Genomic DNA, 25,737 nt, shown 5'->3' on the forward strand with positions numbered 1-25,737 from the left:
CTCCTCCCACTCTGATCAAGGGGGCTTAGCATGATTTCGGTTACGCGGTTAAATGGTTCTCCCATGTGGTTAAATGCGCTGATGGTTGAAATAGTGGAAGAGACGCCGGATACGTATATTACTCTGGTAACTGGAAAGAGACTGATTGTGCTTGAAAAAGCCGATGACGTTATTTCCAAGATTAAAGATTACAACCGTGAAATCGGGGTTCAGGCAGCCACTATTAAAGTGCAGCAAACGGAGGAATCCTGATGAAAAAAATGATGCCCTGGCTTGCAACGATGTTGCTTGCAATAACACTCATTGTGGTGGTTGTGTTTGTATTTATGCAAGGACAGAACGGGAATAAGGACGACACACATACGGCGGCAGCTTCAGAAAAGAAGATGACTGCGGATGAGATTGTAGAGGTTTCCTCTGAGCTTGGAGAAATTAAAACCAACTTGGCTGATACGGATCATGTTGTAGTTGTCAGCTTCTCATTCAAGTTGTCAGACAAAACAGCCAAAGAAGATTTTGAGAAAATTAAAGAAATTACAGTGAAGCCTATTATCATTCAGACGTTTGCGGATACAAAGTCTGAGGAGCTGGCTACAGCGAAGGGCCGAGTACAATTTAATGAGAGATTGACCGGACTAATTAATGAAGCTTTACCTGAAGGTAAGTTGAGCAGCACCAGTTTTTCAGCTTTTGTAATGGCGCCAATGTAAATGAACAGAACACGCTGTAGACCTGTAAGGGGGTGAGAACATGGTGGATGTATTATCACAAAATGAGATTGACGCCCTATTAGCAGCCCTTTCTTCTGGTGAGATGGATGCGGAAGAATTGAAGAAGGAAGAAACTCAGAAGAAAATCAGATCGTACGATTTTAAGCGGGCAGTGCGTTTTTCCAAAGACCATATCAGAAGCTTGACTCGTATTCATGAAAACTTTGCACGCTTTCTCACCACTTATTTTTCAGCCCAACTGCGGACGTTCGTTCAAATCAATGTCGTTCAGGTCGAACAGTTGCCTTATGATGAGTTTATCCGTTCTATTCCTAAGATGACGATATTGAACATTTTTGAAGCGGAGCCACTACAGGGAAGAATGGTGATGGAAGTCCATCCGAACGTGGGATATGCGATGTTGGATCGCCTGCTTGGTGGAACGGGGAGTGCTCCGACAAAGATTGCATCGATGACGGAGATTGAAACGACCATCATGGAGCGAATATTCAGCCGTGCATTTGAAAGTTTGCAGGAAGCATGGAAGACCGTGTTGGATATTTCCCCAAGGATGGAAGCGCTCGAGACCAATCCGCAATTTATGCAGATTGTATCTCCCAATGAAACGATTGCTCTGATCTCGCTCAGCACCAAAATTGGTGACACGACAGGCATGATCAATCTATGTATACCGCATGTCGTTCTTGAACCTATTATGTCACGGTTGTCAACTCATCAGTGGTTTGTTTCGGAGAAGAAAACCAGAGCTCCGGAAGAATATGATGCTTTAAGAGAGCGTGTGAACAAAGCCAAATTACCCATCGTTGCGGAATTGGGAGAATCCAGAATTTCAATTGCAGAATTTCTGGGTCTGTCCGTTGGTGATGTCATTACGTTGAACAAACCAGTGGATGAGGGACTTTCCATTAAAGTGGGTGACAAACTGAAATACATGGGCAGTCCGGGGACAATCAAGGACCGTGTGGCTGTGCAAATAGACGAGATTGTCACCGAAGGAGTTGAAGAATTTGACGAGTAAGGATTATTTATCCCAAGAAGAAATCGATGCTTTGCTCAGGCAATCGGAGTCGATAAACAGCTCGGAGCCCGCTGAAAAGACGGTTGATGATTTTTTGACCGAGCTGGAGCAGGATGCCTTGGGGGAGATTGGTAACATTACATTTGGTAGCGCGGCAACAGCCTTATCCACGCTATTGGGCCTCAAAGTAGATATTACAACACCTAAAGTTTCTATTATTAGTCGAACGCAGTTTGAAGAAGCTTTTCCCAAGCCGCATGTTGCCGTTCATGTGAATTACGTGGATGGATTTGAAGGCATTAACTCGCTTGTTATCAAGAAGAGAGATGCTCAAGTCATCGCTGATTTGATGCTGGGTGGCGAAGGAAATCCGGTCGATGAAGAACTGAACGAAATCCATATTAGTGCAGTACAGGAAGCAATGAACCAGATGATGGGTTCATCTGCAACTTCAATGTCCACGATTTTTAATCGTTTTGTGAATATTTCTCCTCCGGGAATCGATATTCTCAATCTGGAGAGTGGAGAAGGTGTAAGTAATCTCCCGGCAGATGAGACTCTTATCCAAGTTTCATTTCGTTTGTTAATCGGGGATCTGATTGATTCCAATCTGATGCAGTTGCTTCCAGTGCATTTTGCCAAAAACATGGTAGATATGTTGATTGGAGGTGCTCAGGAGTCAACTGCCAGCGCACCAGTGGCATCAACCCCTGAACCTGCACCAGCACCCGTACCCGCAACGCCACCACCAGTGGCTGAGCAGCCGCCCGTTCAACACCAGCAGCCCCCACAGGCTCCTCAGCAGCCTGTTCAGGACTATAACGGATATGGACAGACTCCGATGGGGATGCCGCAAGGAATGCCGCCACAGCAGCCGTATGGCATGCCACCGCAGCAACCTTATGGTGCACCTCAACATTATGGTGGAATGCCAAATAGGAATGTTAACGTACAGCCAGTTCAATTCGCCAATTTACAAAATGGGGCGTACGGTCAGGTAGACGAAAACAATTTGAATTTATTGATGGACATTCCCCTTAAAGTCACCGTAGAATTAGGAAGGACCCAGAAGCAAATTAAAGATATTTTGGAACTGTCACAGGGTTCGATTGTCGAACTGGATAAGTTAGCCGGGGAACCTGTCGATATTTTGGTGAATAACAAACTGATCGCCAAGGGAGAAGTTGTCGTTATAGACGAAAACTTTGGTGTTCGTGTTATAGATATCGTTAGCCAATGGGACCGAATTCAGAAATTACAATAAGCACAATTTAGGGAGGACTTGAATCAAGATGGCAAACCGAATTTTAGTCGTAGACGACGCTGCATTTATGAGAATGATGATCCGGGACATTTTGTCTAAAAATGGATATGAGGTTGTTGGTGAGGCACAGGATGGTTCACAAGCCATTGAGAAATTTAAAGAGCTTCGTCCGGATCTGATCACCATGGATATTACGATGCCTGAGATGGATGGCATTGCAGCTTTGAAAGAAATCAAGAAGATTGATGCTAACGCTAAAGTGATTATGTGCTCGGCCATGGGGCAACAAGCAATGGTAATCGATGCTATTCAAGCAGGTGCCAAAGACTTTATCGTTAAACCGTTCCAATCTGATCGGGTTATCGAAGCGATTAGCAAGACACTGGGCGTTTAAGAGACATGATGATGGCTCAGGGTGATATACCAGGAGGAGCTGGCGCGGGAACCAATTATTATTTACAGCTTGTATGGGTGATTGTTGTCCTGGCCGTCATCCTGGCCCTTATTGTCTATCTGATCCGGTTCTTAAACAAACGGAATCAGCAGTGGTTACGTCAGGGCACGATTCGTACCCTGGGCGGGGTTGGACTGGGGCAAAACAAGTCGCTGCAAATTATGGAAATTGGTGGAGTTGTATATCTGCTTGGTGTAGGTGAAGACATCCAGTTGATAGATAAGGTTTCGGACCTGGAAGAGGCGCAAAGAATCATTGATTCCTTCGAACGGGATGCTGCTTCACAACAAGGGAATCTCTCACCTCTCATTGCCAAGCTCACAAAACGTTTCCGTAGAGAAGAACCGCCGAGGGAAATGGAACTAGAGGACACAACTTCTTTTCACGAAATGTTTGAATCCAAACTTCGGCAGATGCCTAACCGTAAAGAGAAGATGGAAAAGCTCCTAGATAAAGACAATACTACAGATCGGTCGAGGGATTCATGAAGAAAAAGATTTGGTTAGCGTGTTGTTTATTAGGACTTATCAGTCTGGCATCTGTAACGGTTGCCTTTGCCGAACCTATTCCGAATATTGATATTCAGATTGGGAACGGAGATGGAGGGACACCAAGCACGAGTTCACTGTCCATTATACTGTTAATTACGGTGCTTAGTATTGCTCCGGCCATGCTTGTGCTGATGACCAGTTTTACTCGGATTGTGATTGTACTAGGTTTTGTACGTACATCTTTGGGTACACAACAAATGCCACCCAATCAGGTGCTCGTCGGTTTGGCGCTATTTCTGACACTTTTCATTATGTCGCCAACGTTGTCTTCCATAAATCAGGTAGCGCTTCAGCCCTATCTCCAGGGAGATCTTACGCAAACCGAGGCACTTGAAAAAGCAGCGGATCCGATAAAGAAATTTATGTTTAGTCACACCAGAGAAAAAGATCTTCTGCTGTTTATGAAGTACAATCAGACTGAACAACCCAAGACTTATCAGGATATCCCAATTACTGTTATGGTGCCGGCATATGTAATCAGTGAGTTGAAGACAGCATTCCAGATGGGATTTATGATTTTTATTCCGTTTCTTGTTATAGACATTGTTGTTGCGAGTACACTCATGGCAATGGGCATGATGATGCTTCCGCCGGTCATGATCTCATTACCTTTCAAAATACTGCTCTTTGTCCTTGTGGACGGGTGGTATCTGGTTGTCAAGTCACTGTTACTGAGTTTTAACACTTGATCCGGAAAGTTAAAGGAGGACGGTCATGACTTCGGAATTTATTATCGGTCTGGCCGGGAAAGCGGTATACACGTCATTGCTGGCCAGTGCACCCATGCTTATACTAGCTCTGGTTGTAGGACTTGCAATCAGTATTTTTCAAGCGACAACCCAAATTCAGGAACAAACATTAGCTTTCGTGCCAAAGATTGTTGCCGTACTTTTGGCGGTACTTTTGTTTGGACCTTGGATTTTGAATATCTTGGTCGATTTTACGTTTAACATTCTCGATAATCTATACAGATACATAGGGTAGGCTTTAGCAGATGGAGACATTATTGCAAAGTTTCCCTGTCGCTCTGCTTATGTTTTGTCGAATCACATCATTTTTTGTAACTGCACCGGTTTTTTCGGCTCGAAATGTACCCGCTTCAGTTAAAATTGGACTCTCTGCTTTTGTCACATTGACCGTATATATGACATATGGCATAAACCAGACAGTACCCACGGATCTGAGTTATATTTTGCTCATCATCAGAGAGATTCTAATAGGTTTGCTTTTGGGATTTGTTGCGTATCTATTGATGACAGCTGTACAGACAGCAGGTGCTTTTATTGATATACAAATTGGTTTTGGTATTGCGAACGTATATGATCCAATGACAGGTGCTTCAGCACCGCTTACAGGTAACTTCAAATATGCATTCGCAGTGCTTTTATTCCTAACCATGAATGGACATCATTATCTCCTGGATGCCCTTGTATACAGTTATCGCTGGATCCCGTTGTCGAATGTATTTTTCATAAGGCTGGCCGATGGAAGTATTGCTGAATTTTTGATTCGTACGCTAGGTGAATCGTTTATGCTTGCGTTTCAGATGGCTGCACCTATGGTAGTTGCGTTGTTTTTAACGGATGTAGGATTAGGATTTTTGGCAAAAACAGCTCCTCAATTTAATGTTTTTGCTGTCGGAATGCCGCTTAAAGTGCTCGTCGGGCTTGCTATTTTGCTTTTGCTGGTTCCCAGCTTCGCCTTTGTATTTGGTCAATTGTTCGAAGTGATGTTCAGATCCATGGAAAAATTGCTTGGGACCATTGGGCAAAGGCCGGGATGAGTGAAACGGAGGACAAGATTCGAATGAAACTTCAACTCGACCTCCAGTTGTTTTCAGGGGAAAAGACGGAGAAAGCTACCCCAAAAAAGAGACAGGATACACGTAAAAAGGGACAGGTTGTCAAAAGCATGGAGATATCAGGTGCCTCGATTCTCCTGTTTACCTTTTTAATCATGATGGTTTTCAGTGATTTTTACAAGGAGCGTACGGTTCGACTCTTCACGGATATCTTCATCAATCGATTGAGCATGGAAGTCACTGATGAAAATGTAATGTCGCTTATGATGCGATACGGTATAGAAGTGATGTTGTTGCTTGCTCCTGTTCTGCTTGGTGTAGCATTAGTTGCTCTGATCGTTAACTACATGCAGGTAGGTTTTCTACTTGTAGGTGAAGGTTTAAAGCCGAAGCTGGAGAAGTTGAATCCGATTAAGGGATTCAAAAATATTTTTTCTCTTCGTTCGTTGGTCGAATTTGCTAAATCCATTTTGAAGATGACCATCATTGGTTATCTTGTGTATAGCACAATCACAAGTTACCAGTCCGACATTGCTTCACTTTCTCATTTTTCAATGGATGCCATTTTACATTTTGCTGCTTCAATTACTTTAAGTCTTGGAGTCAAGATTGCGGTAGCTCTGTTGGTACTTGCGATCTTTGATTACATGTATCAGAAGTATGATCATGAGAAGAAGATCCGTATGTCCAAGCAGGACATTAAGGATGAGTACAAAAAAATGGAGGGTGACCCGCTGATCAAAGGTAAAATCCGGGAACGTCAGCGTCGTATGGCTATGCAGCGTATGATGCAGGAAGTACCGAATGCGGATGTAATCATTACGAACCCAACTCACTTTGCGGTTGCATTAAAGTATGAAGGTTCCGAGATGGAGGCACCACAGATTATTGCCAAAGGTCAGGATTATGTCGCCTTGCGAATCAAGGAAATTGCCAAAGAAAACGGTGTTATTACGATGGAAAACAAGCCGTTAGCACGGGCGTTGTTCCAGAGAGCCGAGATTGGTGACGCCATACCGGCCGATTTGTTCCAAGCGGTAGCCGAAGTGCTAGCTTATGTATATAAACTAAAGGGCAGAACGAAATAAAAGGGGATCGGAGGCCGTACATTCATTGAAAATTAAAGATATAGCTGTCCTTGCGGGTATCATTGGCATTGTGTTAATGATGATTCTCCCGATCCCGACCTGGCTGTTGGACTTGTTACTGGTCGTCAATATTTCAATTGCTCTGATGATACTCCTTGTTGCCATGAACAGCAAAGAAGCATTGCAGTTTTCTATTTTTCCGGCTTTGCTGCTGATCACTACACTATTCCGACTGGCACTGAACATTTCCACAACCAAGTTGATTCTTGGTAATGGTGATGCAGGAGCTGTAGTTGCTACCTTTGGTAGCTGGATTGCTGGAGGGCAAATTGCAATTGGATTTATCGTGTTTTTGATCCTCGTTGTCGTTCAGTTTATCGTTATTACCAAGGGTTCTGAACGCGTAGCTGAAGTTGCTGCTCGATTCACTCTCGATGCGATGCCTGGTAAACAAATGAGTATTGATGCGGATCTGAATGCGGGTCTGATCAACGAGCAACAAGCTCGTGAGCGTCGTTCCAAAATTGAACGTGAAGCCGATTTCTATGGAGCGATGGATGGAGCAAGTAAATTTGTAAAAGGTGACGCAATTGCAAGTATTATCATCCTCCTGATCAATCTTATCGGTGGATTTATTATCGGTATGACTGTACATGGGATGGCTTTCGCAGATGCAATGTCAACGTACTCTGTATTGACTATTGGAGATGGATTGGTAAGCCAAATCCCTGCTCTGCTTATTTCCACAGCAGCAGGACTTATTGTCACCAGAGCGTCATCAGAAGGAAACTTGGCAGATGATATTACGGGGCAACTGTTTACATATCCAATACTTATTTATATTGTAGCTTTCGTTATTGCCATGCTCGGTTTCTTTACGCCAATTCATGTTATTACTACGCTTCCGTTGGCAGGTGTGTTGGCATATGCCGCGTGGCGCATGCAGAATAATTTGAACTTGAAACAGGAAGCGGAAGAACAGTTGGAAGAAGAACAGCAGATTGAAGAGGTCAGAAGTCCTGAAAGTGTAATTAACCTGCTTCAAGTGGATCCTATTGAGTTTGAATTTGGTTATGGTTTAATCCCGCTTGCTGATAATCAGCAGGGGGGGGACTTGTTGGATCGGATCATTATGATTCGGAGGCAGTGTGCTCTTGAACTGGGGTTGGTTGTTCCGGTTATACGGATTCGAGATAATATCCAGCTCAGACCCAATGAGTATGTGATCAAAATCAAGGGTAATGTGGTAGGTGGCGGAGAGCTGTTGTTGAATCACTACCTTGCCATGAGTCCAGGTTATGATGAGGAGTCAGTGACAGGTATTGAAACGACAGAGCCTGCTTTTGGACTTCCGGCACTATGGATTGATGAAGTAACCAAAGACAGAGCGGAACTTGCAGGATATACGGTCGTAGACCCGCCTTCCGTTGTCGCTACACATCTGACGGAATTGATCAAAAAGCATGCGCATGAGTTACTTGGAAGACAAGAAACGAAAGCCCTTGTGGATAATCTCAGAGAGAACTATTCTGCCCTGGTGGATGAACTGATTCCTTCACTGCTTTCTATTGGTGATGTGCAGAAAGTACTCGCCAAGTTATTGCGTGAGAAAATATCCATTCGTGATATGGTTACCATCTTCGAGACACTAGCTGACTATGGTACATATACGAAGGACCCTGATGTGTTAACTGAGTACGTCAGACAATCCCTCTCACGTCAGATTACTCAGCAATTCTCACAGAAAGGTGAGACACTTAGGGTGATCACCGTTGGACCTGGTCTCGAGAAGAAAATTGCTGAAAGTGTGCAACAATCGGATCAAGGTAGCTATCTTGCGCTAGATCCTGTTTCTACACAAAGTGTTTATCAGAAGCTGAGTGAACAAGTGAACCGTTTGATTCAATCAGGTCAACAACCTGTTGTATTAACTTCTCCAACCATTCGGATGTATCTGCGTCAGGTTATTGAACGTACTATGCAGGACATTCCTGTGCTTTCCTACAGTGAATTGGAGCCGAATGTTGAAATTCAAAGTATCGGGGTGGTGAACTTATGAGAGTAAAACAATACGTTGTTGAGACCATGCCCGAAGCTATGCTTCAAATTCGCAAAGACCTGGGAAGTGATGCCGTCATTCTGTCCACCAAAGAGATTAAGGTGGGCGGTGTGATGGGAATGTTTCGCAAAAAACGGATCGAAGTTGTAGCTGCAGTGGATAAGGAAGAAAACAAGCAAACGACAAAGCCCGTACAAAATCAATTCACACCTGTACCTCGTGCATTTGTACCTGAGGCTTATCGGCAAACAGCACGTTCGTTTGTTGCGGCTTCTGATGAGTCGGCGACAACGAATACAGCTGATCAAAGTGTACAGGAACAATCTGCTGCCGCGCCATCTGTGTTTGAATCGCGTAATATCAGTTCAGACATAGACAGCGGCTCAGGTTCTTCGAGCACGGATCATAAACCGCGACCGCAAGGGGCGGATTTTTCGGGTTCAACAACTGCGACGAAGCCAACAGGTTCAGACCTGCAGCAGGATAAGTTGATGACTGAATTGCAGGATCTTAAACAGATGGTGACCAGGCTTTCTAAGCAAGGTACTTCCGCGGACCCTCTGACAGAGGAACTGCAACCGATCCGAGAACGTCTGACAGAACAAGATGTTTGGCCTGAAGTTTGGGAAGCCTGGTTCGATTCAATCCAAACAAGATTGTCTGAGGATGAATTTAAGAAACAGGATGTAGAGCAAGTTGTGAAGCTTGAGGTCATGCACTTTTTGGAACAACGTATTGAAGAAGGCATCCTTCCTACCACTCGAATCGTCTATGTTGCTGGACCAACAGGTGTAGGAAAAACAACGACAATCGCAAAATTGGCTGCTGAGCAAATGTTCAAAAAACATCGTAAAGTTGGATTCATTACATCAGATACGTATCGGATCTCGGCGGTAGAACAGCTTAGAACATATGCATCTATACTGAATGTTCCACTTGAGGTGGTGCAATCGCCCGGGGATACACAACGTGCCATTTCTCGATTAGAGAATTGTGACTTGATTTTTATGGATACAGCAGGTAGAAACTACAGAAATGAATTGCTTGTTTCGGAACTGCAAAGTTTGCTTGCTCCGGTAGAGAATAGCGAAACCTTTCTGGTCATGAGTATGACTTCCAAAAGCGCTGATATGGTTCAGATTACGGAACATTTCAGTAAATATGGCCTGGATAAGGTAATTTTCACCAAAATGGATGAGACTGGGAGCTGCGGTCCGTTATTTAATTTGTTACACCGTTTTCCACTCAAGCTCGCATATGTGGCTAATGGACAAAATGTTCCGGACGATTTGTTGAAGCCGGATGCAGATTCATTGTCTAAACAGTTGCTGGGAGAAGGGCCACAATGAAGGATCAGGCAGCTGCACTTCGAAATATGGTCTCCGCGCCATTGGAATTGGAAGGTATTGAGCGAGATATTCGATCCTCTAAAATCATTACTGTGGCCAGTGGTAAGGGAGGTGTTGGTAAATCCAATTTCACACTGAACTTTGCCTTGGCACTGCAGGCTTTGGGGAAAAAGGTACTTGTGTTTGATGCCGATATTGGAATGGCTAATATTGATGTTCTTATGGGTACGTCTTCTTCCTATAATCTTTATCACCTGTTATACCGACAAAAATCTATAAGGGAGATCATACAACTGGGTGCCAGCGGCTTGCCTTACATTGCTGGTGGATCGGGCATGAAAGAGTTATTCTCATTGTCTGATCGTGATCTGGAGTTCTTCGCCAGTCAAGTGGAGGATATTGCCCAGGAAATGGATTATGTCATCTTCGACACTGGGGCAGGACTCTCCAGGGAGAATATGAAGTTCATCGGTGCTGCCGATGAATGCCTGATTATAACCACACCTGAACCGACTTCAATAACCGATGCTTATGCTTTAGTCAAAGTTATGCACGGCCAGGAAAATGCTACGCCCTTTCGGATGATCGTTAACCGGGTGGAGGACGAACGAGAAGCGGAACGGGTGGCAGATAAAATAGCTGGAGTGGCAAGGCGGTTTTTGCAGACGGATATTCCGCTGCTTGGGTATATTTCGGAAGACGCCCAGGTGGTCAAGGCGGTTAAAAGGCAAATGCCCTATAGTCTGGCTTATCCCAATGCCAAAGCCTCCAAAGATATAGAGAAACTTGCTCTTCGTTATCTGGCTGTACCTGCAACTCCGGGATCCGGAACCTTGACAGGAATCAGGGGATTTATGAATAAGTGGCTTAAACGGACAACATGATTTCTGAAAAAAGGAAACAGGGGTGACACAACATGGCGGTCTATCAAGTATTGGTTGTCGATGATTCCGCTTTTATGCGTAAGATTGTTACGGATTTGATCCAAGCGGATCCGGAATTCAAGGTCACGGCAACGGCATCAAACGGTAGAGAAGCGATTCAAAAATCACTGGAATTGAAACCCGATATTATTACAATGGACGTTGAGATGCCCGAAATGAATGGGTTGGATGCATTAAAATCAATTATGAAGGAATCCTTCGTTCCTGTGATTATGCTCTCAGGTATCAATGAACAAGGCATGAAAGAAACCATTATGGCGCTTGAAGCCGGAGCATTCGACTTCATTCGGAAACCATCTATTTCACATGACCAGGATATTGCTCAAGTCGGTAAGGCCCTGGTTGAGCGCATGCGTGCTGCGATGAATGAGATCAAGCGAAAAGCTGATCGTGAGTTATCGTTGAAAAATAGAGAGATTTCGCGAGCAACAGTTGTCCCTTCAGCTCAGCAGCTACACAAAGAAATGCCAGGCAAGGATCGAGTAGAGTCTGCGAAAAAAATGATTGAACCTGCGAAGACGAGTCAACGCTCTCTTCAAGAGCGGACTGACGTCTTTCAGGCCAAATCCAAGAAACCTATTGAGCCATTATCACCTTCGAAACCAGGCCGCTTGGAGAAAAAAACGGAACCTTTGCCGAAAGCAGAGCGGACTTTGGAGACGAATGTAGAGAGAGTAGTGAAGTCAGCTAATCCAGTGCAGACTCCGAAGGAAGTTCGGCTACCTAATGCAGCTAGACTGGCAGCTGACCAAATAGCAGCAGCCTCTGCAAAAGCCAAGGAAGTAATCAAGCCTAATCCTGTCCCTAAAGGCGCAGGGGGAGTGGAAGGAACATTCAACAAGCTTGTGGCAATAGGTTGTTCTACGGGTGGACCGAGGGCTCTCAAGACCTTACTCGAGCAGTTGCCTGCTGATTTGCCTGCACCGGTCATTATTGTGCAGCATATGCCGCCCAATTTCACACGTTCTTTGGCTCAACGATTGAATACATTCAGTCCATTGCATGTAGTTGAAGCTGAAGAAGGCATGGTCCTGAAAAAAGGTACCGCCTATATAGCACCCGGCGGATTCCATGTGAAAGTTAACAAAACAGCAGACGGGAAGTTTATCGTGAAGTTGACTGAAGATCAACCAGTGAATGGACATAGACCTTCAGTGGATACGATGTTTGAGTCACTTCTGCCGTTTACATCTTTACAAAGGCATCTTGTTTTGCTGACAGGAATGGGAAGTGATGGAGCACGTATGATGAAGAGATTATACGAAGCTGGAGTTACATCAACCTTTGCCGAGAATGAAGAAACATGTGTTGTATATGGTATGCCGCGTTCTGCTGTAGAGCTGCAATGCGTTCGTCATCTTTTGCCACTGCAGGAGATTGCGTCTAAACTTGTTCAAGCAGTGAAATAACGGAGTGTAACTCACGGAGGAGGTGCCTCACAATGGACATGAACCAATATTTATCCATGTTTATTGATGAGTCTAATGATCATCTGCAATCGCTTAACGAAAACATGCTTCAACTTGAAGGCAATCCAGAAGATCTGGGTATAGTTCAGGTGATATTCCGCTCTGCTCATACTTTGAAGGGTATGGCAGCAACAATGGGCTTTGAAGATTTGGCATCACTGACACATAAAATGGAAAATGTGTTGGATCTGGTTCGTAATGAGAAGTTAAAAATGCAGGATTACATTTTTGACACCATGTTTAAGAGTCTCGACGCCTTGGAAACGATGGTTCAGGATATTACCGAAGGTGGACAAGGTAAAGCTGATGTTTCGTCAATCGTTGCTTCGCTTCAGGCCATTGAAAACGGTGAAATGACAAACGGAGATACATCTGCTACGGAAACAAAAAAGCCAGCTAACGCTTCAATTGCTTCGGCTGTGGAACTGGATGAATTCCAATATTCGGTGCTGGATCAGTCGATTGCCGAAGGTCATCGTGTGTTCTATGTGGATGTACTCGTTAGCGAGCATAGCCAGTTAAAAGGTGTACGGGCTTACATGGTCTTTGATATGCTGGAACGTTCAGGTGAAGTCGTAAAGGCTTACCCTTCCGTTCAGGATATTGAGCAAGAGAAGTTTGAGCGCAGTTTCTCGTTGTATTACATAACAACTAAAGAGGCGCACGAACTGGAAGAAGGCATCATGAGTATCTCTGAGATTGAAAGTGCAAAGCTGATTCAACTGGATCAGGAGACTCTTCAGCAGATGGCTAATCAGGTAGCAGCTACAGTTGAAGCGCCACCCGCACCAACAGCTGTAGCTGAAGTTGCTTCGCCGGATAACAATTCTGCACCTGCAGAAGAATCCAAAACGGCACCAGCCAAAACTGCTGCGCCGAAGCAAGCTGCTGCACCTTCACGTACCATTCGTGTGGATATTGAACGTCTCGACGTATTGATGAACCTGTTCAGTGAATTGTTGATTGATCGTTCACGTCTGGAGCAATTGGCCAGTGAGACAGGCAACAATGATTTATCCGATACAGTTGCACATTTAAGTCGAGTTAGCACAGATTTGCAAAATATTGTACTGAAATTGCGGATGGTACCGGTAGATACCGTATTTAACCGATTCCCGCGTATGATCCGTGATCTGGCCAAGACACTAGATAAAAAAATCGATTTGGTTATTACGGGTGCTGAGACGGAATTGGACCGTACGGTAATTGATGAGATTGGTGATCCGCTTGTGCATTTACTGCGTAACGCGGTTGACCATGGTGTGGAATCCATTGCAGAGCGTGTAGCTGCAGGTAAACCAGAGATGGGTACAGTAAACCTGCGTGCCTTCCACAGTGGAAATCACGTGTTTATTGAAATTGAAGATGATGGTAAAGGTATCTATCGCGACAAGCTTTTGAAAACCGCGATCAAACGTGGTGTTGTAACCGAAGAACAAGGTGCCAAGATGAGTGATGATGAAGTGAATCAACTGTTGTTCGCACCTGGTTTCAGTACTGCGGATATTATCTCGGATATCTCTGGCCGGGGCGTTGGCTTGGATGTAGTAAAATCGAAGATCACTTCGCTTGGTGGTAATGTAACGATTCATTCAACTCCAGGCAAAGGTACTAACTTCTCTGTTCAGCTTCCGTTGACTCTATCCATTATCGCGGCGATGCTGGTACGACTTGGTTCTGAGAAATACGCTGTTCCGTTATCCTCCATTGTAGAGACGGCCATTGTACAACGGGAACAAGTTCGTAATATTCACGGCAATAAAATGATTACGTTCCGTGAGTCACTGATTCCGTACTTGTCCTTGAGCGAAGTTTTCTCCGTACCGGACTTCAATGACGCTGATGAGCAGGAAACAGAAATTGTCGTGATTCGCAAAGGTGACCGTCTTGCAGCAGTAGCTGTTGAAGAATTCATTGGACAAAGTGAGATTGTTCTCAAATCAATGGGAACCTATCTTCCTGCTATAGAAGGAATCTCTGGAGCAACTATTCTCGGAGATGGACAAGTAGCCCTGATTCTTGATCCTAATGCATTTATTAAATAAGCATAGAGCGAAGTCTTACATTTAATAGGGAGGTTTTTTACATGGAAGAAGAGTTGAAAGTCATCGTCTTTAAATTGGGTTCCGAAGAGTATGGTATTGAGGTAGACAAGGTTCAGACGATTGAGCGCATGATGCCAATTACCCGTGTTCCCAAGACACTTTCCTTTGTAAAAGGAGTTATCAATCTACGCGGCGTTGTTATTCCGGTCATTGATCTGCGCGGTCGTTTCTCCCTTCCGGAATCAGAATACACGGATCAGACTCGTATTGTTATCGTAGGTGTTGACGACATGCAAGTTGGCTTCATCGTAGATTCTGCTAATGATGTTATCGATATCAAGAGCAGTGCGATCGATAGTCCACCAGAAGTGGTTGGCGGCGTTAAAGCGAGATACCTGCGAGGTGTTGCTAAATTGGAAGATTCACGCCTGTTGATTATGCTTAACTTGAACGAAGTATTAAATAAAAGCGAGATTGTACAGCTGGAAAGTGTTGAGGGCTAGTACCGTGGAGATGTTCAACCGATTTGAGGTATTCCAGATGGATGTGCTCAAAGAGGTCGGTAACATTGGAGCAGGCAACGCCGCAACGGCGTTGTCTCAACTCCTCAACAGACCGATTGACATGGGTGTACCTAAAGTACAAATGCTCCCTTTTGAAGAAGTTGCCGAAAAAGTGGGCGGAGATGAACGCATCGTTGTTACCGTTTTTCTTCGTGTGGAAGGGGAAGCACCGGGAAATCTTTTCTTTATGATGACACCAGAGGCTGCTAAAATGTTGTTGAATAGACTCGCCGGGTTTGATTTGAAAGAAGGACTTGCTTTTACAGATATGGAGCAATCAGCGCTTTCCGAGATTGGAAATATTTTGGCTGGATCCTATCTTTCTTCTTTGGCAGATTTCACGAAATTGTCCATGTATCCAACCGTTCCTGGACTTGCCATCGACATGGCGGGTGCCATTCTAAGCTATGGTTTGTTGCAGTTTGGCGAGATGGGTGACGCTGCATTGTTGATTGACACATCTTTCTTTGAAGGTGAAGATCAGGTTGAGGGTCAGTTTTTCCTCATTCCGGACCCACCATCCTTTGCAAAGATATTTGAATCGCTAGGGGTGCCACTGAGCCATGATTGAGGACAAAAGCGTCGTTAAAGTCGGTATGGCGGATCTAAACATCGCTCATCTTCCCGGTGTAATCCGCACGACTGGCTTGGGTTCGTGTGTGGGATTAACAATGTATGACCCACATTTGAAGCTGGCTGGAATGGCGCATGTCATGCTTCCTACTTCAGAGATCGCACGCGAAGGGAAACTGAACACTGCGAAATATGCGGATACGGCGTTGCCTGAGCTTTTGGAAAAGATGATAAAACTAGGCGCTTCTCACTCACGTATTGTGTCTAAAATGGCCGGAGGCTCTCAGATGTTTGCCTTTGCCGGGGCTGGAGATACCATGCGCATTGGACCACGTAATGCAGATTCTTGTCGAGAGTGGCTTCAAAAACTCAATATCCCTCTTCTTGCAGAAGATACCGGTGGAAATTATGGACGAACAATTGAAATGGATTGTGAAACTGGACTTTTGACTATTCGAAGTGTACAAATGGGTGTAAAGGAATTATAAGACTATGATAGGAAACTACCGCATTAATCTTGGAGCAGGCATCGTTGGGTTTATTATTACTTTTTTTGTAGCATACAGCAGCAATGTGTTGATGACCAGTTTAATTCGCGGATTGATCGGATTCGTAGCCTGGTTTGTCCTTGCATACGGTTTACGCTGGGGATTGGGATTGCTGCTGAACCCTCAGGTCGAGGGGAATGGATATGGTTATGATTCACCAAATGCTCAAGATCAAAGAGGTTCACAGGTGGACATTAAAATCGAAGACGATGGACAAGAGCTGAATGATTTGCTCAAGAGTGGACAGAACGCTTCATCTGGGGACGATCTTCCGCCATCTGAGACGAAAGCTCCAACGGGATTCGCTCCTTTGGATCCGCCTAAACTTGTCCGGACCAAGGATCCGGAGGAATTGGCGCAGGCCGTTCGTCACCTGACAGACAAATAAGGAGGGTGAAAGCAATTGAACGAGCGTAAAGCTTCACATTTGAACCATTCTGATCTGTGGGAAAAGTGGAAAGAACATGGAGATCTTGAAGCCAAGAAAGCTTTGATTGAAAAGTATCTTCACATTGTAAATTATGTATCCGGTCGACTGGCTGTTGGTTTGCCCAAAAATGTTCCCAAAGATGACTTGGAGAGTAACGGCGTTATGGGGTTAATTGATGCTTTGGAGAAATTCGACTATGAACGTGGTTTGCAATTTGAGACGTATGCATCATGGAGAGTCCGCGGAGCCATTCTTGACGGTCTGCGTCAAGGTGATTGGGTTCCGCGTTCTGTTCGAGAGAAGGCCAAGCGTATTGAAGACGCCTACCAACAGCTGGAACAAAGCTATCTGAGGTCCGTTAGTGATGAGGAAATGAGTCAGTATCTGGACGTGTCTACCAAAGATTTTCAACATATGCTTCAGGAAGTGGCAGTCATGTCACTTTGCTCGCTGGAGGACCCCATTCGTGAAGAAGAGTCTGAGACTCGTCTGTCTTTGATGGTGGATGAAAAAGCTAAAAATCCGGATTATAAAGTGAATGAATTTTATTTGAAGGAAGCTTTGGTGCAAGGGCTTGACAAATTGACGGTAAAAGAGAGAACGGTTGTATCACTCTTGTATTACGAAGATCTTTCTCTTAGTGAAATTGCGGAAGTCATGTCTCTTTCTCCGTCTCGTATATCTCAGTTACATTCCAAGGCAATATTACGACTACGCGGCACATTGGACAAACAGAAAGATTTGTTGATGCGTAAAGATTAATAGAGATAAGTAATATAATTGGAGTTTGGGGAGTGGAAAGTCAAAAAGGGGGAAGAATTGCAGTGACACAGCGGACTGCTTTGGAACAATGTTTAAACATTGTTTTATCGGACGACAAATGCATAGCCTACCTTGAATTTTCCAAAGAGGAAGAGGGCTTTGCCTGCACGATCGATGAACTCGAACAATTCGTGGCGAACAAGGGCATCAAACAAGGTGTATTGCGGGAGGCATTACTTCTTTTTGTTAGTAACCCTGAAACCTATTTAAAAGATAAATATAAGATTGCCGAAGGAATCGCTCCTATCCAGGGAACAGATGGATTCATCAAAATTCTGGTTGGGATGGACGATACAAACGAACGGCGACCGCTTGAATCGGAAGATGGAACCGTCGATTACAAAGAAGTGACCCGGTTAAACAATGTCCGTAGTGGTCAGATCATTGCAGAGCGAATCGCTCCTTGCGAGGGCATACCAGGCAGGGCAGTAACGGGTGAGGAAATTCCTTATCGTCCGGGAAAAGAAGCTCGGTTTAAAGTTGGAAAAAACGTTGTGATTAACCCGGATGGTTCTGCAATGTATGCTGCACTGGATGGGCTGGTTACCAAAACGGACGGTAACAAACTGAATGTGTTTCCGGTCTATGAAGTCAATGGCGACGTTGACTACAATAACGGTAATATCGACTTTGTAGGCACGGTTGTCATACGCGGCAATGTACTTACCGGATTTAAAGTAAAAGCAGCAGGTGACATTCGTGTCGTCGGAGGTGTCGAAGGAGCGGAACTGGAAGCAGGCGGCTCAATCGAAATAACCGGTGGTATTATTGGGTATAACAAAGGACTTGTACAAGCAGGCCATAATGTTAAATGTACGTTTATTCAAGAAGGCAACGTGGATGCTGGTGAAGATGTTCTGGTTTCCCAAAGCATAATGCATTCCAATATTCGTGCTGGCCATGGTGTCATCTGTGCAGGAACTAAAGGTCTAATCGTTGGTGGTTCAATTCAGGCAGGTCAGAATGTATCAGCTCGTGTTGTAGGTAACAGTATGTCGACGGTCACTTCCATTGAAGTGGGGGTTCTGCCAAGGCTGCGTAACGAACTGAATGATCTGCGCAAGGAAGCCAGAGAGCAGATGGACTCCTTGGACAAAACGAAGAAGGCTCTGACTTTGTTAGACCAGTTAGCTGCCGCTGGACAATTAAGTCCGGATAAGATGTCGATGCGAATCAAGCTGAATGCTACGCAGAAATCTGCTCTTCGGATTAGCGAAGAAACGAAAATGCGTATCTTTGAAATTGAAAAGGCACTTGAAGATACAAGTAAGGCTCGTGTTGATATTCTGAAGATGGTTTATGGAGGCTCTAAAATAGTTATCGGCAGATACACGAAATTTATTAAAGATCCAGTGAGTCGAATTTCATTTTATTATCATGATGGCGATATTACGATGGTTCCATACGTTTAAGTACAGCATTCAGGCACAGGAAGAAATCCATTCGAAACCGTGAGGTGAGCGTATGAGTTTCAAAGCAGTGGAGTTGCAGATTGCGGTACCACGAACAAGCGAAGCGGGACGTTATCAAAGTGAAGCCCAGCAGCGACCGATTACGGATCAGAATCTTCTGGCAGAGCAAACGACGAAGGAAGCCAATGAAGCAAGGCAACGAAGTGAAGCAATGGACGAAACTTCACAGACTTCGGTGCGTGATGGTCATACCAATGATGGGAATCAGCAGAGTGGTTCCGATGGACAGCAGTCTGCTGAGGCTCAAGAAACTGTCAAACCTGCAGAGCACCCGTACAAAGGAAAACATATAGATCTGTCTTTATAATAAATGGTTGTTATAGACAATGCAGTCTTGCGCACCGATGGTTGAATCAGAAGGAGAGAACCCAATTTGTCACCATGGATCATTATTGTCATATTAGGGGCCTGCGCCATCGCCTACGCTTATATTATGCCTCGGAAAAATAAGGCGCAAGAGCCAGGGCATCAACTGGTGCAGGAGATGGAATCTACGCTTGAACACTACATGACCGAGATTGAAAATGATAATGATGCCCTTATTCAACGTGTGGCTGAAATGAAGGGAGAAGCGACAGCAGCCGATCAACGTATGCAATTGCAACTTCAGGAATTACAGCAGCGGTTGGATCAGCTGGAACAGAGCAAAAAGAACGAACCTGTCGCATCACCTGTTCTACACTCAGGTAATGTACCCGTACAAGCTTCCGAAGGTTTGCAAGCACAAGCGCTCGTGAAAAGTGTACAAGCAGAGGCGGCCCAGCAGGCGTTAGATTTAGACCCACAGAACGGCAAGGTCGAAACTTTGCCTGGGCGTGAATCAATTAAAGATCGATATGCAGAACTCTTTAATTTACATGCTGAGGGCAAGTCGATGGATGCCATATCCAAGCAGACAGGTATTCAGCGTGGTGAGGTACAGTTAATACTGCAATTGGCAGAACGGGAGGACAGCTAAGTCATGGACAAGCGATCCTTATGGATTGGTCTGGGGAGCGGCATGATTATTGGGGCAGTTTTGCTTCAACTGGCCACAGTTGGACAAAATGCATTAGCAGATAGTAATCTGGCCCCCGAGCAGACTACCAATATGACCAAAGAACAGCTTGAAACAGCGGCAAAAAGCCTGGATATGAAGTTGGTCGGTTCTGAAGAGGAGCTATACACAGAAGCAGAGTGGGTGGCGAAGAAAAAGAAGGAGAGCAGTGAGTTGCAGGGGAATACAGCAACACCGCCTGAGACAGTAACTTCTACGGATACACCTACAGAGCCTGAGAAGCCACAAGAGCCTGCGGCAAATGAAGTCGAAGGACAGAAAGAGATAACTGAGCCGAAGACATCAGAACCTGTAACGCCGAGCAATCCGAAAGGCGCAACAGTCTCATTTAAGGTACGTTCAGGCAATAGTCTGGCGATCGTTGCAGCAAATCTAAAAAACGCGGGAATCGTAGATGATGCTCAAGCGTTTATAAAAGCTGGCAAAGCTGAGCGAATCAACACCAAAATTCAAGTGGGTACTTATGCGCTTGAAAAAGGCGAAAGTTTTAAATCCATTATCGCAAAAATTACGAAAGAACCGTCAAACTGAGCATGCTCGGACAGGACGGTTTTTGCTTATTGAACGGTGCAATTTCAAAACTGAACAATAATTTAGTGTTGAGTTACATATCAAGGTTAAAATGATTCGATACTAGCAAAAAGTAAAAATAGAATTAGCTTCAAATACTGTTGCATCAGACCTCCAGTTGTGCTATATTAAATAACGGTGTTAAAACACACGCATGTGCTAATTTTGTTGAGGGTGCTTTCCTTATGGAGAGTCTTGGCGAAAAATGATGCCGGCGGAGGACACAATAAAACCATATTAGGAGGTGTGTGAAGATGGCAGTAATCTCCATGAAGCAGCTTCTCGAAGCTGGGGTACACTTCGGTCACCAAACTCGTCGTTGGAACCCAAAAATGGATCGTTATATCTTCACTGAAAGAAACGGAATTTATATCATCGACTTGCAAAAGACGGTGAAAAAAGTCGAAGAGGCTTACAACTTCGTTAAAGGAATCGCAGGAGAGAATGGTACAATTCTTTTCGTGGGTACTAAGAAACAAGCTCAAGATTCTGTTAAAGAAGAAGCTGAACGCGCTGGTCAATTTTACATCAACCAACGTTGGTTGGGCGGTACCCTGACTAACTTCTCAACTATTCAAAAACGTATTGATCGTTTGAAACAGTTGGAAGCTTGGGAAGAAGACGGTACATTCGCTGTATTGCCTAAAAAAGAAGTTATCTTGCTTCGCAAAGAAAAAGATCGTCTGGAGAAATTCTTGGGCGGTATTAAAAATATGAAAGGCCTGCCAAGCGCCCTGTTCATCATCGATCCACGCAAAGAGCGTATCGCTGTTGCGGAAGCTCGCAAATTGGGTATCCCAATTGTAGGTATCGTTGATACTAACTGCGATCCGGATGAGATCGATTATGTTATCCCAGGTAATGACGACGCGATCCGCGCTGTTAAATTGCTGACAGGTAAAATGGCTGATGCTGTAATCGAAGCTAACCAAGGCGAAGAAACTTCCGCTTAATAGATTCGAACATATGTTATAAACTAAATGAAAAGGGTGGTTGGCAGGTGGATAACCTCTCACTGCCCTTTTTTTAGAGTGTACGTACAATACTTAATTTTGGAGGGAATTTATAATGGCAGTTAATGCGAGTGCAGTAAAAGAACTTCGCGAAAGAACGGGCGCAGGTATGCTCGATTGTAAAAAAGCACTGGAAGAAGCAAACGGTGATGTAACGAAAGCAGCTGAATTGTTGCGTGAGAAAGGTCTTTCCGCAGCAGCGAGCAAAGCTGGCCGTGCAGCAACTGAAGGTGTTGTTGAATCTTACATCCACGCTGGTGGACGTATTGGTGTATTGGTTGAAGTTAACTGTGAAACAGACTTCGTTGGTAAAACGGATCAATTTAAGGATTTCGTTAAAGATGTAGCTATGCAAATTGCTGCAGCTAATCCTAAATTTGTTACACGTGAAGAAGTTCCTGCAGATGAGCTGGAAAAAGAAAAAGAAATTCTGAAAGCTCAAGCTCTTAACGAAGGCAAACCAGAGAAAATCATTGAAAAAATGGTTGAAGGTCGTATTGGTAAATACTACGAAGAGTACTGCCTGATGGAACAAACTTTCGTTAAAGATCCAGACAAAACGATCTCCCAATTGTTGAATGAAAAAATCAGCCAAATTGGTGAAAATATCTCCATCCGTCGTTTCGTTCGTTACGAACTGGGTGAAGGTCTTGAGAAAAAAGTAGACAACTTCGTAGAAGAAGTAATGTCCCAAGTAAACAAATAAGACGGTTTTTAAACCGGCGAGCAGGATTGATTTTCGAAGATATAAGAATGAACATACTTCGAAGCGTAAACTCCCTTATATCTCAGGAAAACAGTGCCTTACCGGTTAAACGTTTTTCCTAAAAGAGCGGAACACAACTGTGTTCCTTTCTTTTTAAGCAGGAGGCCATGCGCGAGAAGTTTTGTTGGTTGAACACCAAGCGTGTTCGATTCAAAGTGGAGGGTGAATAATTGGAACAGCCAGTATTTAAACGTGTTGTCTTAAAGGTCAGCGGAGAGTCTCTTTCCGGTCAAAACGGCTACGGTATTGATGCAGATACGATCTCGTCGATTGCCCAACAGGTAAAAGAGGTTGTTGCACTTGGTGTACAGGTTGCTATTGTATGTGGCGGCGGAAACATCTGGCGCGGAATTGCAGGTAGCGAAAATGGCATCGATCGTGCAACTGCCGATTATATGGGAATGCTGGCGACAGTAATGAACTCGCTGGCACTGCAGGATGCTTTGGAACAGATTGAAGTACCTACGCGTGTACAAACATCTATTGCAATGCAACAAATTGCAGAGCCTTATATTCGTCGTAGAGCTATTCGCCATCTGGAGAAAGGCCGGGTCGTTATTTTTGCAGCAGGTACAGGTAACCCGTTCTTTTCCACGGATACAACAGCAGCACTGCGCGCAGCGGAGATTGAAGCAGAAGTTATCTTGATGGCCAAAAATAAAGTTGATGGTGTATACTCAGCAGATCCGTTTAAAGATAGTACAGCTGTGAAGTTTGATCAGTTGACTTACATGGATATTCTTAACAAAGACCTTGGTGTAATGGATTCAACGGCATCCTCGCTTTGTAAGGACAACAACATCCCGTTGATTGTATTTGCCATTACGGAACAAGGTAACATCAAACGTGTTGTTCTGGGCGAACGTATCGGAACAATCGTTAAAGGGAGTGTAGATTAATGCCACAAGCGGTTAAACAACATGCCGAAGAGCGTATGGAAAAAGCAATTCAAGCATTGCGTCGTGACCTGGCTACTTTGCGTGCAGGCCGCGCAACTCCAGCTCTTCTGGACCGAATTCAGGTAGAGTATTATGGAGCGATGACACCACTGAATCAACTCGCTAATATCAGTACTCCGGATTCCCGTACACTGATGATTCAGCCTTGGGACAAATCTTCCATGGGTGAAATCGAGCGTGCCATCATGAAATCCGATCTGGGTCTTACTCCAGCCAACGATGGTAACATGATTCGTTTGTCTATTCCGGCATTGACGGAAGAACGTAGAGCGGAACTTGTGAAGCTGACGAAGAAGTTCGGTGAAGAAGGTAAAGTAGCGATTCGTAACATTCGCCGTGATGCGAATGATGATATCAAGAAAATGGAAAAGTCCGATATTTCCGAGGATGAATCACGGAGACATCAGGAAGATATCCAAAAATCGACCGACAAGTTTATTGCTGAAGTCGATAAGGTACTCGCTGCCAAAGAAAAAGAAATCATGGAAGTGTAAGACAAGCGCAGCCCCTCCAATACGGTGGGGTTTTGTCTCTTTTTCCAAGCTTCAGATGAAGAAACTTCAGGGATTTTGGAGGAACAGGAATGATCAAACGGGTTCGGTCGTGGTGGAATGGGGCTGACAAGCAGGAAACGCTGACTATATCCGAGGACAATATCCCGCAGCACGTCGCCATCATCATGGACGGCAATGGACGATGGGCCAAACGTTTGGGACTCCCGCGTATAGCCGGGCACCAAAATGGCATGAAGGCGGTCAAACGTGCGACCATCGCGGCGGATGAACTGGGCATCAAATATCTGACGATGTACGCTTTTTCGACAGAAAACTGGACGCGTCCAAAAGAAGAAGTGGATTTTCTGATGCGACTTCCGCAAGAATTTCTGGCCATAGAGCTGGATGAACTTATAGAAAAAAATGTGCGCATTCGCATGATGGGCCAAGAGGAACATTTACCTTCTCATACCATCAATGCCTTGCGGGAAGCCATTCGTCTTACGGAACATAATACAGGTCTCGTTTTGAACTTTGCAATGAACTATGGAAGTCGTCGTGAAATGACGGACTGTGTTAAACAGATTGCTCTGCAAGTAAAATCGGGGGAACTATCTGCAGAGGACATAACACCCGAACTCATTGACAGGCATATGCTGACGGTTGATATGCCTGATCCGGATCTGCTGATCCGGACGAGCGGAGAGCTTAGATTAAGCAACTTTATGCTTTGGCAGCTTGCATATAGTGAATTATGGTTTACGGATATATACTGGCCCGAATTTGGCAAAAAGCATTTGCTTGAAGCAGTAGCCGAATATCAGCGCAGAACAAGGCGTTACGGCGGTTTGAAATAGATGGAGGATGAAGCCGTTGAAACAGCGATTAACGACAGGAATCATAGCAGGTGTGTTGTTTTTAGGTTTTTGCATGCTGGGCGGACCCTGGTACCATGGTTTGGTATTGCTTATGGCTCTCATCGGTTATTATGAATTTGTTAAAATGACCGGGGTGAAGCCTTTTTCAGGTGTGGCCCTGATTGGATACGCTGGTGTTTTTGCCATTGTGTTTCCTTGGGAAATGCTTTGGGAGGCCAGACCGCTATCCTTATTTCAGGTCATCTGGATTGTAATGCTTGTACTGATGACCGCTTCGGTTGTTACCAAAAATAAGGTGCCCGTAAATACAGTGGCCATGCTTTTCCTTGGCGTGTTGTATATAGGAATCGGTTTCTATTACATTGCAGAATCCAGACATCTGCATCATGGGTTGTTCTGGACGTTTCTGTTGCTGGGCTCCATATGGGCCAGTGATGCAGGAGCTTACTTTGTAGGGAAACTCATTGGTAGAAATAAGCTGTGGCCTTCCATCAGTCCAAACAAAACCGTGGAGGGTGCATTGGGTGGCATCGTAATTGCAATTGTTACGTCTATTATTTTTGCATTAGTGTCAGATGGTTTGCTTTCCTGGCAGAGAGCAATTGTGATTGGGATTGCCTGTGCAGTTGTAGGTCAGATGGGTGACTTGATCCAGTCTGCTTACAAACGTGTATATAATATCAAGGATTCAGGTAATCTTCTCCCAGGGCATGGAGGCATTCTTGATCGGTGCGACAGCTGGATTGTTGTTTTTCCATTCGTACATATACTAATGCTACTGCCCTATTAAAGAAGAACATAAGTCTGAGATAACAGCAT

General features: G+C 44.6%; 30 protein-coding genes. All 30 read left to right on the forward strand.

Annotated elements, in window-relative coordinates; all coding sequences use genetic code 11:
• Positions 1-30: 30 nt before the first annotated feature.
• The 30 genes from MKZ12_RS11330 to MKZ12_RS11475 all read left to right on the forward strand — a co-directional run bounded on the left by MKZ12_RS11330 (position 31) and on the right by MKZ12_RS11475 (position 25,708).
• Positions 31-252, forward strand: coding sequence for a flagellar FlbD family protein (locus MKZ12_RS11330; protein ID WP_076208897.1), 222 nt, complete (start codon positions 31-33; stop codon positions 250-252).
• Complete coding sequence (locus tag MKZ12_RS11335; RefSeq protein WP_339241590.1) at positions 252-710, forward strand: flagellar basal body-associated FliL family protein; 459 nt, start codon at positions 252-254, stop codon at positions 708-710. Before MKZ12_RS11330 ends, MKZ12_RS11335 begins: the two co-directional genes overlap by 1 nt.
• A 40-nt stretch (positions 711-750) precedes the next feature.
• Positions 751-1,749, forward strand: coding sequence for a flagellar motor switch protein FliM (fliM, locus tag MKZ12_RS11340; protein WP_253433786.1), 999 nt, complete (start codon positions 751-753; stop codon positions 1,747-1,749).
• Complete coding sequence (gene fliY / locus MKZ12_RS11345; protein WP_339241591.1) at positions 1,739-3,013, forward strand: flagellar motor switch phosphatase FliY; 1,275 nt, start codon at positions 1,739-1,741, stop codon at positions 3,011-3,013. Before fliM ends, fliY begins: the two co-directional genes overlap by 11 nt.
• Positions 3,014-3,041: 28 nt before the next feature.
• A complete protein-coding gene (locus MKZ12_RS11350; protein WP_017689175.1) occupies positions 3,042-3,407 on the forward strand; it encodes a response regulator in 366 nt (121 codons plus the stop codon).
• 11 nt (positions 3,408-3,418) lie between these two features.
• Positions 3,419-3,955 carry a flagellar biosynthetic protein FliO gene (locus MKZ12_RS11355; protein WP_339261379.1) on the forward strand — a complete coding sequence of 179 codons (537 nt, stop codon included), beginning with the start codon at positions 3,419-3,421 and terminating at the stop codon, positions 3,953-3,955.
• A complete protein-coding gene (gene fliP, locus MKZ12_RS11360; protein ID WP_315936325.1) occupies positions 3,952-4,707 on the forward strand; it encodes a flagellar type III secretion system pore protein FliP in 756 nt (251 codons plus the stop codon). The genes MKZ12_RS11355 and fliP overlap by 4 nt, the downstream gene beginning before the upstream one ends.
• Before the next feature lie 25 nt (positions 4,708-4,732).
• Positions 4,733-5,002: a flagellar biosynthesis protein FliQ gene (gene fliQ, locus MKZ12_RS11365; protein WP_047842485.1), complete on the forward strand. Its 270-nt coding sequence runs from the start codon at positions 4,733-4,735 to the stop codon at positions 5,000-5,002.
• Between the two features lie 10 nt (positions 5,003-5,012).
• Entirely contained in the window at positions 5,013-5,801 is a 789-nt protein-coding gene (gene fliR, locus MKZ12_RS11370; RefSeq protein ID WP_339241596.1) for a flagellar biosynthetic protein FliR, read from the forward strand.
• On the forward strand, positions 5,798-6,907 hold the full coding sequence (gene flhB / locus MKZ12_RS11375; protein ID WP_339241598.1) for a flagellar biosynthesis protein FlhB: 1,110 nt from the start codon (positions 5,798-5,800) through the stop codon (positions 6,905-6,907). The genes fliR and flhB overlap by 4 nt, the downstream gene beginning before the upstream one ends.
• A 25-nt stretch (positions 6,908-6,932) precedes the next feature.
• The gene (flhA, locus tag MKZ12_RS11380) at positions 6,933-8,966 is read left to right on the forward strand and encodes a flagellar biosynthesis protein FlhA (RefSeq protein ID WP_339241599.1); all 2,034 of its coding nucleotides are present in this window, start codon (positions 6,933-6,935) and stop codon (positions 8,964-8,966) included.
• Positions 8,963-10,315 (forward strand): flagellar biosynthesis protein FlhF, encoded by a 1,353-nt coding sequence (gene flhF, locus MKZ12_RS11385; protein ID WP_339260444.1) that lies wholly within the window; start codon positions 8,963-8,965, stop codon positions 10,313-10,315. Before flhA ends, flhF begins: the two co-directional genes overlap by 4 nt.
• Positions 10,312-11,199 carry a MinD/ParA family protein gene (locus tag MKZ12_RS11390; protein WP_339241604.1) on the forward strand — a complete coding sequence of 296 codons (888 nt, stop codon included), beginning with the start codon at positions 10,312-10,314 and terminating at the stop codon, positions 11,197-11,199. Before flhF ends, MKZ12_RS11390 begins: the two co-directional genes overlap by 4 nt.
• Positions 11,200-11,231: 32 nt before the next feature.
• Positions 11,232-12,668 (forward strand): chemotaxis-specific protein-glutamate methyltransferase CheB, encoded by a 1,437-nt coding sequence (gene cheB / locus MKZ12_RS11395; RefSeq protein WP_339260446.1) that lies wholly within the window; start codon positions 11,232-11,234, stop codon positions 12,666-12,668.
• 32 nt (positions 12,669-12,700) lie between these two features.
• Entirely contained in the window at positions 12,701-14,773 is a 2,073-nt protein-coding gene (locus MKZ12_RS11400) for a chemotaxis protein CheA (RefSeq protein WP_339260448.1), read from the forward strand.
• 41 nt (positions 14,774-14,814) lie between these two features.
• Positions 14,815-15,276 (forward strand): chemotaxis protein CheW, encoded by a 462-nt coding sequence (locus MKZ12_RS11405; protein WP_145318865.1) that lies wholly within the window; start codon positions 14,815-14,817, stop codon positions 15,274-15,276.
• Positions 15,277-15,286: 10 nt separating this feature from the next.
• Positions 15,287-15,907 (forward strand): chemotaxis protein CheC, encoded by a 621-nt coding sequence (locus tag MKZ12_RS11410; protein WP_338594906.1) that lies wholly within the window; start codon positions 15,287-15,289, stop codon positions 15,905-15,907.
• A complete protein-coding gene (locus tag MKZ12_RS11415; RefSeq protein WP_017689162.1) occupies positions 15,900-16,397 on the forward strand; it encodes a chemotaxis protein CheD in 498 nt (165 codons plus the stop codon). Before MKZ12_RS11410 ends, MKZ12_RS11415 begins: the two co-directional genes overlap by 8 nt.
• A 4-nt stretch (positions 16,398-16,401) precedes the next feature.
• Entirely contained in the window at positions 16,402-16,845 is a 444-nt protein-coding gene (locus tag MKZ12_RS11420; protein ID WP_339241611.1) for a hypothetical protein, read from the forward strand.
• A 15-nt stretch (positions 16,846-16,860) separates the two neighbouring features.
• Positions 16,861-17,649 carry a FliA/WhiG family RNA polymerase sigma factor gene (locus MKZ12_RS11425; RefSeq protein ID WP_339241613.1) on the forward strand — a complete coding sequence of 263 codons (789 nt, stop codon included), beginning with the start codon at positions 16,861-16,863 and terminating at the stop codon, positions 17,647-17,649.
• A gap of 62 nt (positions 17,650-17,711) precedes the next feature.
• Positions 17,712-19,121: a FapA family protein gene (locus tag MKZ12_RS11430; protein ID WP_339261380.1), complete on the forward strand. Its 1,410-nt coding sequence runs from the start codon at positions 17,712-17,714 to the stop codon at positions 19,119-19,121.
• Positions 19,122-19,173: 52 nt separating this feature from the next.
• Positions 19,174-19,488: a hypothetical protein gene (locus MKZ12_RS11435; protein WP_339260449.1), complete on the forward strand. Its 315-nt coding sequence runs from the start codon at positions 19,174-19,176 to the stop codon at positions 19,486-19,488.
• Positions 19,489-19,554: 66 nt separating this feature from the next.
• Positions 19,555-20,139, forward strand: coding sequence for a hypothetical protein (locus MKZ12_RS11440; RefSeq protein WP_339260451.1), 585 nt, complete (start codon positions 19,555-19,557; stop codon positions 20,137-20,139).
• 3 nt (positions 20,140-20,142) lie between these two features.
• Entirely contained in the window at positions 20,143-20,769 is a 627-nt protein-coding gene (locus tag MKZ12_RS11445; RefSeq protein ID WP_339260453.1) for a hypothetical protein, read from the forward strand.
• Between the two features lie 293 nt (positions 20,770-21,062).
• Positions 21,063-21,761 (forward strand): 30S ribosomal protein S2, encoded by a 699-nt coding sequence (gene rpsB, locus MKZ12_RS11450; protein ID WP_024630243.1) that lies wholly within the window; start codon positions 21,063-21,065, stop codon positions 21,759-21,761.
• A gap of 115 nt (positions 21,762-21,876) precedes the next feature.
• Positions 21,877-22,527, forward strand: coding sequence for a translation elongation factor Ts (tsf, locus tag MKZ12_RS11455; RefSeq protein WP_124114084.1), 651 nt, complete (start codon positions 21,877-21,879; stop codon positions 22,525-22,527).
• 230 nt (positions 22,528-22,757) lie between these two features.
• The gene (pyrH, locus tag MKZ12_RS11460; RefSeq protein ID WP_017689153.1) at positions 22,758-23,486 is read left to right on the forward strand and encodes a UMP kinase; all 729 of its coding nucleotides are present in this window, start codon (positions 22,758-22,760) and stop codon (positions 23,484-23,486) included.
• A complete protein-coding gene (gene frr, locus MKZ12_RS11465) occupies positions 23,486-24,040 on the forward strand; it encodes a ribosome recycling factor (protein WP_253433837.1) in 555 nt (184 codons plus the stop codon). Before pyrH ends, frr begins: the two co-directional genes overlap by 1 nt.
• An 89-nt stretch (positions 24,041-24,129) precedes the next feature.
• Complete coding sequence (locus MKZ12_RS11470) at positions 24,130-24,897, forward strand: isoprenyl transferase (protein ID WP_017689151.1); 768 nt, start codon at positions 24,130-24,132, stop codon at positions 24,895-24,897.
• Positions 24,898-24,913: 16 nt separating this feature from the next.
• The gene (locus MKZ12_RS11475; protein WP_339241625.1) at positions 24,914-25,708 is read left to right on the forward strand and encodes a phosphatidate cytidylyltransferase; all 795 of its coding nucleotides are present in this window, start codon (positions 24,914-24,916) and stop codon (positions 25,706-25,708) included.
• The last annotated feature ends 29 nt before the right edge of the window (positions 25,709-25,737 follow it).

The organism is Paenibacillus sp. FSL R5-0713, assembly GCF_037973325.1.
GTDB lineage: Bacteria > Bacillota > Bacilli > Paenibacillales > Paenibacillaceae > Paenibacillus.

Bases quoted from the DNA above. Each gene is read 5' to 3' on its own strand.
- MKZ12_RS11330 (WP_076208897.1), top strand. From the start codon at position 31: ATGATTTCGGTTACGCGGTTAAATGGTTCTCCCATGTGGTTAAATGCG.
- MKZ12_RS11335 (WP_339241590.1), top strand. From the start codon at position 252: ATGAAAAAAATGATGCCCTGGCTTGCAACGATGTTGCTTGCAATAACA.
- fliM (WP_253433786.1), top strand. From the start codon at position 751: ATGGTGGATGTATTATCACAAAATGAGATTGACGCCCTATTAGCAGCC.
- MKZ12_RS11350 (WP_017689175.1), top strand. From the start codon at position 3,042: ATGGCAAACCGAATTTTAGTCGTAGACGACGCTGCATTTATGAGAATG.
- MKZ12_RS11355 (WP_339261379.1), top strand. From the start codon at position 3,419: ATGGCTCAGGGTGATATACCAGGAGGAGCTGGCGCGGGAACCAATTAT.
- fliP (WP_315936325.1), top strand. From the start codon at position 3,952: ATGAAGAAAAAGATTTGGTTAGCGTGTTGTTTATTAGGACTTATCAGT.
- fliQ (WP_047842485.1), top strand. From the start codon at position 4,733: ATGACTTCGGAATTTATTATCGGTCTGGCCGGGAAAGCGGTATACACG.
- fliR (WP_339241596.1), top strand. From the start codon at position 5,013: ATGGAGACATTATTGCAAAGTTTCCCTGTCGCTCTGCTTATGTTTTGT.
- flhB (WP_339241598.1), top strand. From the start codon at position 5,798: ATGAGTGAAACGGAGGACAAGATTCGAATGAAACTTCAACTCGACCTC.
- flhF (WP_339260444.1), top strand. From the start codon at position 8,963: ATGAGAGTAAAACAATACGTTGTTGAGACCATGCCCGAAGCTATGCTT.
- MKZ12_RS11390 (WP_339241604.1), top strand. From the start codon at position 10,312: ATGAAGGATCAGGCAGCTGCACTTCGAAATATGGTCTCCGCGCCATTG.
- cheB (WP_339260446.1), top strand. From the start codon at position 11,232: ATGGCGGTCTATCAAGTATTGGTTGTCGATGATTCCGCTTTTATGCGT.
- MKZ12_RS11400 (WP_339260448.1), top strand. From the start codon at position 12,701: ATGGACATGAACCAATATTTATCCATGTTTATTGATGAGTCTAATGAT.
- MKZ12_RS11405 (WP_145318865.1), top strand. From the start codon at position 14,815: ATGGAAGAAGAGTTGAAAGTCATCGTCTTTAAATTGGGTTCCGAAGAG.
- MKZ12_RS11410 (WP_338594906.1), top strand. From the start codon at position 15,287: ATGTTCAACCGATTTGAGGTATTCCAGATGGATGTGCTCAAAGAGGTC.
- MKZ12_RS11415 (WP_017689162.1), top strand. From the start codon at position 15,900: ATGATTGAGGACAAAAGCGTCGTTAAAGTCGGTATGGCGGATCTAAAC.
- MKZ12_RS11420 (WP_339241611.1), top strand. From the start codon at position 16,402: ATGATAGGAAACTACCGCATTAATCTTGGAGCAGGCATCGTTGGGTTT.
- MKZ12_RS11435 (WP_339260449.1), top strand. From the start codon at position 19,174: ATGAGTTTCAAAGCAGTGGAGTTGCAGATTGCGGTACCACGAACAAGC.
- MKZ12_RS11445 (WP_339260453.1), top strand. From the start codon at position 20,143: ATGGACAAGCGATCCTTATGGATTGGTCTGGGGAGCGGCATGATTATT.
- rpsB (WP_024630243.1), top strand. From the start codon at position 21,063: ATGGCAGTAATCTCCATGAAGCAGCTTCTCGAAGCTGGGGTACACTTC.
- tsf (WP_124114084.1), top strand. From the start codon at position 21,877: ATGGCAGTTAATGCGAGTGCAGTAAAAGAACTTCGCGAAAGAACGGGC.
- frr (WP_253433837.1), top strand. From the start codon at position 23,486: ATGCCACAAGCGGTTAAACAACATGCCGAAGAGCGTATGGAAAAAGCA.
- MKZ12_RS11470 (WP_017689151.1), top strand. From the start codon at position 24,130: ATGATCAAACGGGTTCGGTCGTGGTGGAATGGGGCTGACAAGCAGGAA.